The organism is Olleya marilimosa CAM030 (assembly GCF_000518485.1).
GTDB classification, from domain to species: Bacteria; Bacteroidota; Bacteroidia; order Flavobacteriales; family Flavobacteriaceae; genus Olleya; species Olleya marilimosa.
In genome coordinates this window covers 108339-120275 of sequence record NZ_JADR01000008.1, presented here as the reverse complement: position 1 = coordinate 120275, position 11937 = coordinate 108339, and the positions used below count along the sequence as shown (strand labels likewise).

The 11937-nt window shown below is 32.4% G+C and carries 10 protein-coding genes; 1 reads left to right on the top strand and 9 read right to left on the bottom strand.

All coding sequences use genetic code 11. The features are described from left to right. Positions 1 to 10: 10 nt before the first annotated feature. Positions 11 to 421, top strand: a complete 411-nt coding sequence (locus M890_RS0110605) for a DUF1003 domain-containing protein (protein ID WP_028283521.1) — start codon at positions 11 to 13, stop codon at positions 419 to 421. On the opposite strand, the gene M890_RS0110600 is transcribed toward M890_RS0110605, so the two are convergent. The 9 genes from M890_RS0110600 to M890_RS0110560 form a co-directional block, all read right to left on the bottom strand. Beyond that, positions 410 to 997: a DUF6134 family protein gene (locus M890_RS0110600; protein ID WP_028283520.1), complete on the bottom strand. Its 588-nt coding sequence runs from the start codon at positions 995 to 997 to the stop codon at positions 410 to 412. The two genes, M890_RS0110605 and M890_RS0110600, sit on opposite strands and share 12 nt — an antisense overlap. Before the next feature lie 11 nt (positions 998 to 1008). After that, positions 1009 to 1773, bottom strand: coding sequence for a patatin-like phospholipase family protein (locus M890_RS0110595; protein ID WP_028283519.1), 765 nt, complete (start codon positions 1771 to 1773; stop codon positions 1009 to 1011). A gap of 7 nt (positions 1774 to 1780) precedes the next feature. Continuing rightward, positions 1781 to 2482 (bottom strand): DUF1003 domain-containing protein, encoded by a 702-nt coding sequence (locus M890_RS0110590; RefSeq protein WP_028283518.1) that lies wholly within the window; start codon positions 2480 to 2482, stop codon positions 1781 to 1783. Between the two features lie 53 nt (positions 2483 to 2535). Beyond that, a complete protein-coding gene (locus M890_RS0110585; protein WP_028283517.1) occupies positions 2536 to 3225 on the bottom strand; it encodes a VIT1/CCC1 transporter family protein in 690 nt (229 codons plus the stop codon). 13 nt (positions 3226 to 3238) lie between these two features. Continuing rightward, on the bottom strand, positions 3239 to 6238 hold the full coding sequence (locus tag M890_RS0110580; RefSeq protein ID WP_028283516.1) for an efflux RND transporter permease subunit: 3000 nt from the start codon (positions 6236 to 6238) through the stop codon (positions 3239 to 3241). After that, on the bottom strand, positions 6235 to 7155 hold the full coding sequence (locus tag M890_RS0110575; RefSeq protein ID WP_028283515.1) for an efflux RND transporter periplasmic adaptor subunit: 921 nt from the start codon (positions 7153 to 7155) through the stop codon (positions 6235 to 6237). Before M890_RS0110575 ends, M890_RS0110580 begins: the two co-directional genes overlap by 4 nt. Before the next feature lie 6 nt (positions 7156 to 7161). Beyond that, a complete protein-coding gene (locus M890_RS0110570) occupies positions 7162 to 8436 on the bottom strand; it encodes a TolC family protein (protein ID WP_028283514.1) in 1275 nt (424 codons plus the stop codon). A gap of 221 nt (positions 8437 to 8657) precedes the next feature. Beyond that, on the bottom strand, positions 8658 to 10322 hold the full coding sequence (locus M890_RS0110565) for a hypothetical protein (RefSeq protein WP_028283513.1): 1665 nt from the start codon (positions 10320 to 10322) through the stop codon (positions 8658 to 8660). Then, positions 10319 to 11878, bottom strand: a complete 1560-nt coding sequence (locus M890_RS0110560; protein ID WP_028283512.1) for a hypothetical protein — start codon at positions 11876 to 11878, stop codon at positions 10319 to 10321. The genes M890_RS0110565 and M890_RS0110560 overlap by 4 nt, the downstream gene beginning before the upstream one ends. Positions 11879 to 11937 lie beyond the last annotated feature (59 nt).

The following is an 11937-nucleotide window of genomic DNA, read 5'->3' as shown; positions in this document are numbered from 1 at the left end:
AGCTAAGATAATGGAAATTAAAAACACCAATCATATTTATAAAAATGAACTTAAAGCTTCAGAAAGATTTGCCATTTGGATAACAGATAAAATTGGCACAATTGGTTTTTTTCTGGTTATATTTTTTTGGACTGTGTTATGGTTGAGTTGGAATATGTTTACACCTAAACATTTACGCTTTGATCCTTATCCGGCTTCTGTTTTATGGCTCTTTATATCAAATATGATACAAATTTTTTTGATGCCATTATTAATGGTTGGTCAAAATCTTCAGGCAAAACGTGCCGAAATTCGTGCTGAAAATGATTTTAATGTAAATATCAAAGCTGAAAAAGAAATTACAACCCTTTTAAAAGAGGTTAAAGAATTAAAAGATATGGTCGCTAAACTATCTCAGAACGATAAAAGACTACTTCTTTAGGGACAGCTTAAAATTGAATAATGTATGCGATATTAAAGCTTCTTTTGGCACTCCATTTTCGTAGGTATAATTATTTGTATGATGGTTACCAGGATCTGTTAATTGATATGTAGATACACCACTATTGACAATATTTTTATTTATTCCCTCAAGCTCAGCAAAAACAGTATCAACTTTTTTCGGTTCTTCAAAATATAACATTGTTGTGGTATACGTTATTGGCGAATTTATTTGTGTGGTTTTACCATTATGATTTATGTTATAAACACCATTTTTAAGAATAATAGTCGATTCATCATTGAGTGTTCCATTCTTTTCAATCCTGTAATGACTAGACTGCAATATCCCATTTGTGAATTTTACAATTAAGTACGTTGTTATTTGTGTTTCGCCAAATAAATGTACGGTTGCTATACTATTTGCTGCGTAGGTAGTATTATTTCCTTCTACAGTTTTAACAGCTGTTAAAGTACCTATAGAACTTCCTTCCACACTTAAATCATAGTTAAGTGTTTCACTTTGTGCGATTACGAAGCTACTTGTTAAAATCAATAAGGCTATAAGCTCATATTTCATATTTATAAATTTTAATTCTTAAGTTTTTGTTTTATGTCCTCCATCCTTTCAATAGTCGATTCATAACCAATATCGAAAAGTTCTTGCGACTTTTTAACGTCAAACATTCCATATTTAAAAGATTTTTCGATTTCTAACGCTATATTACATTGATTTAAACGATGTTGCATTGTTCCCCAAATGGCGAGCTGAAGACAACGTTCTGCAATATTTCTGATTCCTTTAATGTCATTTCTGATTTCATGAGGACAAACACTAACACCTATTACTTTTTCGCATTGTTTTAATAATGGTTCTACGGGAAGGTTATTTAGCAAACCTCCATCTAAATATGTGTTTCCATTAATTTTGACAGATTTAAACAAAAGCGGTAAAGCACAAGATGCTGCTAAAACCTCAAACAAATCTCCTTGAGAAATAATCTCAAATTTTCCTGAGTTAATATTAGAAATACATATATGTAAAGGTAATTTTAAGTCTTCGAACTTGTTAGTTGCTATATGACTTTTCAGAAAATCTTTTAAGTATGTAAGTTCTGTTAACCCTTTATTCAAAAAACCGATTTTAAAAATTTTTAGAAATGCTTTTTCGTGAGAAAGCATTAAAATCTCATTTGGTGTATAGCCATAGCAATACAATGCTCCAATTATACTTCCGGCACTTGTACCCGAAATTCGATCTGGAAATATACTATTGTCATTTAACGCTTGAAGTACACCAATATGTGCTGCACCTCGCGCTCCACCTCCAGATAGTGCTACTCCTATTCTATCCACTTTTTAACTATTTTGTGTTTATTTTCCTCATAATATCTTCCATCATTTCTACTTGTACTTGCTGAATATTTAATAACTCTTGTTGTTGATGTATAATGAGGTGATCTAGTTTTTCGTGCAAAGTTCTTATTTCTAATTCTGCCTTTAAGTTTATCATGTAATCTTGTTTGGCTCGATCTCTGTCTTTTTCTTCCTGCCTATTTTGGCTCATCATAATTACTGGTGCTTGCAAAGCTGCCAAACATGATAAAATTAGATTAAGTAATATGAATGGATAGGGATCAAACCCTTTATTAGCAAGAAATACAATATTTGCTGTAATCCAAATAAAAATAATGACAGAAAAAAGAATGATAAATTTCCAGCTACCTCCAAAAGAAGCCACTTTATCTGCTAATCGTTGACCATAATTACTCGATGTTTCTTTCTCTTCGGAAATGATATTAGCTGAAATTAATTCTTGTTTTTCAATACTTTTTAAAACATCCAATTCTAATTGTGATAAATCTCCAGCTTCTTTTAAAAGATAGCTTTCTAAGTATTTCTGTCTAAAACGGTTTAACTCAGAAATAGCAAGTTTACTATGTTTATTAAAATTGGGGTTTTCAGTCTTAATAAATTCAAAAATAGAAGCTCGAATGTTTACAGCCAGAACCACTTCAGATTTAGGAAACTCATTGTTTGATATGTTGCTTTTAAATGTTTCCATTTGTTTACTTTTTAAAAATTAGTTTATATTAAAAATGTAACCCTAATCTGAAATTATCTAATACTTGTCCCAAACAAATACCCAACAGCTGCGGTTAACACCATTGCTACAGTTCCCCAAAATGTTATTCGGATAATAGCTTTTTTTATGCTACTTCCACCAACTTTAGCAGCTATAGCTCCTAGTACGGTTAAAAATAGAATGGCAAAACCATATTGTAAATATTCCATTTTAGTTATTGAACCGAACATAGCGACCAAAACAGGCAATATACCACCAAAGGTAAACGCTGCACCAGATGATAAAGCCGCCTGCAATGGATGAGCTTGCGTAATTTCATTAATTCCTAATTCATCACGAGCGTGAGCTTCAAGAGCATTATGTGCAGTTAGTTCTTTTGCAACTTGATAAGCCAAGTTTTTGGAAAGCCCTCGTTTTTCATAAATTTTAGTAAGTTCCTCTAATTCTTGTTCTGGCATTTCTTCGAGTTCTTTATGTTCTCTTGCCAAATCTGCTTTTTCAATATCAGTTTGAGAACTCACCGAAACATATTCACCTGCTGCCATAGATAATGCTCCAGCTACTAAACCTGCAACACCAGCTAAAATAACAGGTTCCCTTGTGGTGCTTGCTGCTGCAACACCAATAATAATACTTGCTGTAGATAGAATACCATCATTTGCGCCAAGAACTGCTGCTCTTAACCAGTTCCCCCTGTGTCCGTAATGTTGTTCTATTTTCATTTTTTAATATAAATTATTCCTTTATGACTTTCAAAATTGTAGGTAATACGATTAGCAACAACGGTAATGCAAATAACAATCCTCCAATTACAGCAATGGCTAATGGTTGATGTAATTGCGCACCTGCACCAATACCTAATGCTAAAGGTGTTAATGCCATTATTGCTGCAAAAGCAGTCATTAATTTAGGTCGTAATCGTGCTGCAATTGAGTATTCAATTTTTTCTATATGTGATAAGGAATTATCGCTTTCTTGATACTGCCTGTAAGTGAAAATTGAGTTCTCACCAATAATCCCAACTATCATAATAATTCCAGTATAACTACCAACATTTAAAGGTGTTCCTGTCAAGTATAAACTCAATAAACTTCCAGCAACTCCTAATATCGCAATTACAATAATTGCCAATGCAATCTTAACTTTTCTGAATAGAAATAATATCACAATAAACACCAGTAATATGGCAGATATTAATATCATCATCAACTCTTTAAATGCCTTTTGTTGTTCTTTGTAAGCGCCTCCATATTCGATCGAATACCCAGCAGGAAGTGATACATTATTATTTAAATGACTTTGGATGTCTTTGAGTGTAGATCCTAAATCACGATTGTTTAATCTTGCGGTAATTACACCCATCGATTTTTGATTTTCACGATTGATTTCTGCTACACCTTTTCCCATTTCAATAGATGCCACTTGATTGATAGGTACGCTAGAACCATTTGGCAATAAGATGGCTGTATTTTTTATATCAGATACTGAAGTTTGTTGTGCATTTGGATAAATAAGACGAATATCTACCATTTGTTCTTTATCTATCATCGAGCTTACAACTGTTCCTTCAACTTGGGTTTGTAACTGTAATTGAAAATCAGCAACTGTCATTCCTAATTGTGAAAGTTTGGGAACGTTTGGGACTATGGACAAACTTGGTCCTGCGACAATAATACCATCATTTACATCTGCTGTACCTTGAACAGTTTCAACTTCTTTAGCTATTTCCTGTGACAAGCTTTCCAAGGTATTTATATTAGTTCCAAAAACCTTAATCTCTATGGGCTGAACAGAACTCATTAAATCCCCTAACATATCGCCAATGACCTGACCAAAATCAATGGTTAATTGTGGAATTTTTTCTTCAACACGCTTTCTAATCTCATCTGAAACTTCAGTTGTGGTTTTATTACGCTTATCTTTCAACTTAATCAAATAATCGCCACGATTAGGTTCAGTAATAAAGAAACCCATTTGTGTTCCTAATCTTGCCGAATACGCTTCGACTTCAGGCTGTGTGTCCAAAACTCCATTTACAATTTGTAACATTCTATCGGTTTCTTCCAGAGTAGTTCCTGACGGACTATTATAATCTAAAACAATACTACCTTCATCCATTTCTGGCAAAAATCCAGATGGCAATTTAGAAGGGATGACTACAAGAATAACGACGCAAACCAATAAAAAGAAAATTCCAATAATTGGTTTGCTTAATACGCTATGAATCCACTTTGTTTTTGGCTCGTGTTTGCGCTCTACCGATTTGTTCTTCGTAAACAAAATAGATAATACAGGCACAACTAACCAAGTGACTAAAAAGGACGCAGATAAAGCAATAATCATACTAAATGCCATTACCTGAAAATACGCGCCTGCTACTCCTGTCATTAAAACAAAAGGGATAAAAATAACCAGCGTACTTAAAGATGAGCCAATCATTGCAGGAAACAGATGCGTAATAGCCTCGTGTGCTACCCAACTCATTGGTTGTTCTGGATGCTCTTCTCTAATTTTATGTATTTGTTCAATAATAATTACAACATCATCTATCATTAAGCCAATGGCAGCTGCAACTGCTCCCAAAGTCATAATATTAAAAGTGTAACCTATGGCATCAAGAACAATGAGCGTTAAAGACAAGGACACAGGAATGGTAAACAGCACTACCATACTTGCGGAAAACGAACGCAAGAATAGAATCACAACCAAAAGTGCCAAAACCAAACCAATCCACAACACATCTTTGATACTCGCAATACTGGTGTTTACAAAATCTGCTTGTTTGTAATAGGGCTTTATCACAACGCCTTTAGGTAGTGTTTTTGAGAGTTCTGCAACTTTTTGTTCAATGGTATTATTGACTTCAATAAGGTTTGCATTCGGTTGTTTTACTACTGCGATGATAGGCACATTTTTACCATTGGCAAGGATTTTCACATACTCCTTGACTTCGTTAACTTCAATATTAGCAACGTCTTTCAACCGTATTAATCGATTAGGACTATTGATGATAACGAGGTTTTGTAAATCGTCAATATCATCTACTGCATTATCGGTAAGCGTAAGGTACATTCTATTAAAATCTGTGATGTAGCCATTGGATTGTAGTAGGTTAGAATTGACTACAGCATTTTGAATAGTTGCAATAGAAATCCCCAAAGATTTGATAACATCTGGTTTTAAAATAACCTGAAACTCTTTGTCTTTACCGCCAATTACGGCAATGTCTGAAACGCCTGGTGTAGCTGCTAAAAATGGTTTTACCTGATACTTTGCAATCTTCTTTAAATCTACTTGCGATAAGCCTTCTCCCTCTAAGGAATAGCCCATAACCGGCAAAATAGATGGGTTCATTTTTTCTACGGAAAACTTGGTGTTTGGTAGAATACTTCCTTGTGACTGATTGATAAAGGACTCTATTTGTGCTTTGGCAGTATTGATATCCATATTCCAATCTAAAAAGACTGAAATCTCACAACTCCCACGAGAGGTTGTACTGCGTATATATTGTAAACCTTCTGTACGACGGATGATGTTTTCTAAAGGAATGGTTACGGTAGTCATCATTTTGTCCACAGGTTGTTGTCCTGCATCTGCAATAACCTTAATCTTCGGAAACGTAATATCTGGAAATAAACCTGTCTTTAAATTCTGGTATGTAAAAAACCCTCCAATAAGTATTAGAATACCTATAGCGAGTAACGGGAATTTATAATTGGAATGCAGTTTTTTCATTGTTTTTTGAAGCTTACAATTGTTGAATCCTGCATTTGGTAACCACCTTCGGTAATCACTAAATCATTTACTTTAAGACGTTCTGATTTTACTTGAACCAAAGAATCATTCCGAAGTAAAGGCTTCACTTTTTGTTTTAATGCCATTGAGTCATTTACTATTTTCAGTACCCAAAAATCTGATAATAATTCGTTGGTCTGCAAAGCAGTTTTGGGAATGGTCATTGCAGTTACATCTTCTTTGTAAATCGTCCTTACCTGAACATTTAAATTTTCTGGAAGATTTGCATCTGGCAAAGCAATTAAAAATACTTGTGATTGCGCTACTGAATCTATTGTAGGTAGGGTTCCTGTTACCTTCGCAGTCAACACTTCGCCATTTTGCAACATAATTTCGCAGGACGAACCTATTTTAACGGCATCTTCATACTCGTAAGGCACGTTTACTTGTATTACCAACGATTTTGGTTGCACTACTGTAGCTAAAACATCGCCTTCAGCAACATAATCATTTGCAGTTATATTGAGCACAGTAAAAACGCCAGTAGCATTGCTTCTAATGGTTATAGGACTCACAAATTTTGATAATGAACTGTCTATTTTAACAGCTTCTTTAAGCGCATCTTGCTCTTTAGTTCTAACCGAAGCAAATGTTTGTCCGTTACGAATATTGTCGCCAATTTTATATTTCATCCAAGAAATATAGCCAGTTACATTTGAGCGTATATTTTCTTTTCTTTGGTATTGCGTAACACCATTAAACGTTAGGTATTCTTTAATATCATTATGTTGAACAGCAACAACGCTTACTTTTATTGGTGCTTTTTTTTCTGAAACTGTATCAACCTTCTTCTTACAAGCGGAAAAATTAATAACTAATAATAAAATGGCTATATGTTTAAAGTAGTGTTTGTTCATAATCAATTACCAGTTTATAAAGTTATACTGGCTTTGTAATAACCAGTAGTTGGTTTGCATTTGTAATTTAGTGTAGCTATTAAGCTTATAATTCTGAATAACATTTAGATAATCTACAATAGAAATTTGTCCCTGAACCAATTTCCCTTTATAGATTTCTAATATGTTTTGTTGCTTCTCAAGTTGTTTGTTAAGTAGCACCATATTGTCATTCAAGGCCTGGATTTGTTGTTCAATATTTTTAATATTGTTGTTAACTTGTATTTTTGAATTATCCCTGTAAAACGCTAAACTTTCCTCTTTTAAAAGACTTTGCTGTGCATTGTACTTGCGTTGCTTTCCATCATAAATAGGAATCGTTAACCGCAGTCCAGCACTTGCACCAAACCTTCTGTAGATATTAGGAATTTCAACAGCATTTAAACCTGTATTAGCATAAGCAGTAACCTGCGGTTTGTATTGATTCTCAAAAACCTTTTGATTGGCAACTACTTGCAGACTATCATTCTCAAATTTTTTCTGATAAAAAAACCGTGAAGGTTTAGAAGTGGTATTAAAATTTGGTGCTTCCAATTTTTCAATAGATCCAATTGGTGTTCCGCTTAAACTGTACAATTGGTTAATTGAGGTTTTAAGGTTGTTTTGTATTTGCTGAAGTTCTAATTTTTTGCCTTCAATATCCAGTTGTAACAGTAAATAATCACTTTCCATTAAAACAGCTCGCTTTACTAATAATTCTACAACTTGTAATCGCTTTTCGAGGTCTTTTAGAATTTCTTTTGTAAATTCTTCCTGTAATTGTAATTGATAAGTAAGTATATAAGCGTCTGTAATATTCTTAATAATGTTATGATTGATTTCTTCTGAAGATAGCGTAATTGTATTGTTGGCTATTTTATTTTGAAATAGTAAATTATCTGTAATTGCCTGATTAAATAGGTTTTTGGTAACATTGATTTGAGCAGAATATAAACCACCATTTGTAATACCTATATCATACCCAAAAGCGTTTGCTGAAGGTGTAGTGGTGACATCTACAATTTTACCATTATTATTAAAGTATGGTGCTACTAAAATATCTGAAGTGGCATTGATTTGAAAAGCCTTGTTTTGGGCAAGAATGATACTATTTTGAATTTCATTTATTTTTTGAAGGTTTCCGTTATCCTTTAAAACTGGCGTATTTTGAATAGCTTCCTCTTTAAAAAAATCAAGATTTTTGACCTCTTGCGCATTGACAAAGCAGGTTAAAAGAAAAAAGAAAAGTATAGTTAGTCTCACAAGCTTTTATAATTTTATACAAGACAACTAATATCTCTTGTTAATGGTATAATTTTCAAATAGTTGTGCCTGACAAGAGAAGTGGTATTCATATCCAATCAAAATAATAACACTTCCCTTACAGGTCTTTATTTGGTATAAATGTAGATAAAGATTCTAAAGATTTTTTAAAGAAGCTTTGGATAAGTAAATTGTTTTTATCTAAACTAGAGACTGAATTGTTATTTAAGCATCACTCGCCAAGTTAAAGGGAAAGGCTGACTTTTATAATGCCTACTTGCTACATGAGCTATAATATCGAAACCGTGGGCGAAAATTTTAAAGTTCTTTTCTGGTCCGAAAAGGTCAATTTCAGCCAACACTTCTTTTTTGTATTCTTCAGCATCTTCATAAAGTATAAGAGAATGCTTTGATGTTCCTTCGCCATGACTATAATCTTGAATACAAATTTTGTCTTCCATTTCTTCAAGTGGAAACCAGATTTGTAAATTCAATTCTGTAAATAGTTCAGTTGTAATCTTTCGAACAAATTGATAGAGTTCTTCTTCATCAAAAATCAAGGCATATTCAGCCAAAATAGGAACAATCATTGAAGATTGAATTTCACAATCTTCATCGCCATTATGAATATCAACTAGCTTATCGTAGTTTTTTCTAAATAACGGAAACAACTTATTTATTTTATACCTATTGTTAAAACCCAAAGTCATTTCAGAAATCCATTTTTTTGCTGGATTGAAGTTTCTTGTAAAATTTAGTAAGTTGAGTGCTAATGCAATCTCAACGCTATGTACATCGTATTCTGGATATTTTAAAGGTGGATTGTTTTGAATAAACAAACCTAATGCATTACTTATCGATACAGCGCTTTTATAATAAACGTCGGCTTGTTTTTTTTGTCCTTCATTATAATAGATTCTAAATTCTTGAATTTCGGTTAACCCTATGGTTGCTATAATTCCTATTTCTTCCCATACATTTAGGCTATATTCTAAGCTATTTCTGCTGTATTTGTAGATGCTGTGTTCAACCTTATAGTGTTCAACCACTTTATTAAAATAGTTTACACCAATTGCTCTTTTTAAAAGATGAATTTTGTAAAACTCTTGCCTTACATAGTTTTTCTCTAAATGATTGCCTTCTTGCATAAAGTGCCAGACGAGTAACAAGCATCTTTCACTTGCATAAATTGAAGGTTTTAAATTATTATTGTCCTGGGACCATTTGTATATAATGTTCAGGCATAATCGCACCAGTCTTAACTTTTTTAAGATTTGTCTTTTTTGTTTGGGTTGCTTGTCTAAAATTTTTTGAATTAGCGTATAGAAATGTGATAAATCATAGTCTGGTAAATCTAAAAACGCCAAAGACTTTCTTAATAATGATTGATATTCCTGTGGAAATAGTTTTTCGCTAACAAGATAGTCGTCAAGCATTGCAGTTATTTCTCCTGTTCCCCAAAAATCATATTCAACAGCATCTGTAGTATTCTGGTCGATATACTGTGTCCAATCCACTAAAACATTTTGATTTATAACACCATTAGTGCAAACTATTATTTTTTTAGGAAGCTTTTTTAAACGATTAGTAAGTGAAGTTGGAATGAAAGTGTCTTTAATTTGATTAAGAGTTGAACGTATAGCGTTTACATCTCCATCCCAAGTGGTTCTTGTTAGATTGCCTTGTTTTACAGCAAATAAAAACACCTTTTTAATACCATCTTCTGGATCAATACCTACAGCTGAAATATCTACGCCAAACTGACGACCTTTCATTGGCTTTGAGATGGTTGTAAATTTCATTCCAACTAACAAGTCAGTCAGCAATGCATCAAGTTCTTTATCCTCTTTTAAAAGATTAATATATTCACTCAGTAAAAATCTCATTGTCTTCTTTTAAAATTTTGCCATAGTAACCGTTCTGTGGCTTGACCAATGGGGTCAATAAATTCGCCTCTTGGCATTTCGCCAGAATGAGATATAAGGCCTGGTGTCATCATTTCGGTATATTCGCCTTGGTACTTTGAAAATGTAGATTTGCCAGTTCTGTAATTGATATTTTTAACCATACTTAAGAATGATGAGCTTTCTGCTTCACTCTCTTTATAGGATTTATTAAATTTTCTATTCTGAATTTTATTATAATATATCAATCTTCGCTCTGAAGGCGCAAACTCTTTTAGGTTTTCTAAATCTGAATAAGCCTTATATTTATCTTCTCCTTCTTCAACAATATCTTTTATTATTTTCTTAAGTTTTCTATTAGCAGCCTTCTTTTTTAAATTTAAAAATTCAATAGTTGAATAGTAATTGAATATTAAATGGTTAATAAACAAATCAGCTAAAAAAACCACAACCTCTTTATTATCTACTTTTTGTTCAAGTATAGAATATACCAAGGACAAAGAGGTGTCTTTATCATAAACATAGGCAAGTATTTTGTAGGTGATATATTCAATATCGTAATCTGAAAAGTCTTTTATTAGAACTTCTGAAACCGTCAATCCTGATAAATCTCTCATATATCTGGCACTATTCATTTCAAAAATGGCAATATGAAAATTAGGATTGTCTTTATTTAACCAATTTGTGTACAGCTTTTGAAATTCAGAATAAAAATCATCGCAAAGTGTGTTTAGCAAATGGCTGAAATATTTTATTTTTCTAGCATTTTCAGGACTCATATCAACCCAATCTGTTATAAAACTAACCACCAAACTTAAATTGGTTTTGGCTACATTTTCTAATCGATATGCCAATTGACTATATGCACCAGCATGTTCTAAATCAATGTGAAGCAACAATGGAAGATATTTTTTGAAGAGGTGTATTTCGTTTTCTAAATCTATATTGTAATCCAAGAAGTATATGAGCTCTAATTGAATTTCAATAGTCTTAATACTTGATAGCTTATCTATAATTTTATCTGCATTTTTTAATTCATTTCTTTTAATTCTAATGGTAAAGAAAACTGATGGCCATAACTCCTCAAGAGTCTTATTATTAATAATACTATTGAATTGTTTCTCAATCCAGCTCACAAATGTTTTTGGTGCTGTTTTCGCTATCAAATCAATTTTGACGATAGATTTTATTCCTATTTCATTTAAGCTTATGTTATCATCTTCGATTAGGCGTTTAATTTCATCTATTGAAAACTTTTGGTCTGAATGATATAATCCGGATAGAATATCCATTAATGTAAAATACGAATCAGGATTTTTCGTTTCAAGTGTTTTTAAATAAATTTCTTTACCAAAAGAAGCATCCTCTTTTGCTTCTCGTTCTAATGCGACCAAAAGGTTTCTAGTTGGATAGTTATTTTTTAAATTTTTCAGTAGTTCAGGTAATGCCTTTATGTAAAGGTTTATATCAACATTTTTAATATCGTCACAAAAGGTTCTATAATCTTGCCAGCGATTAATAGGTGCTTTATTATTCAATAAGTCTTGAAGGAATTGCAAATGAAAAAGAATTATAATTTTTCTAAAGTTAAAAAAGA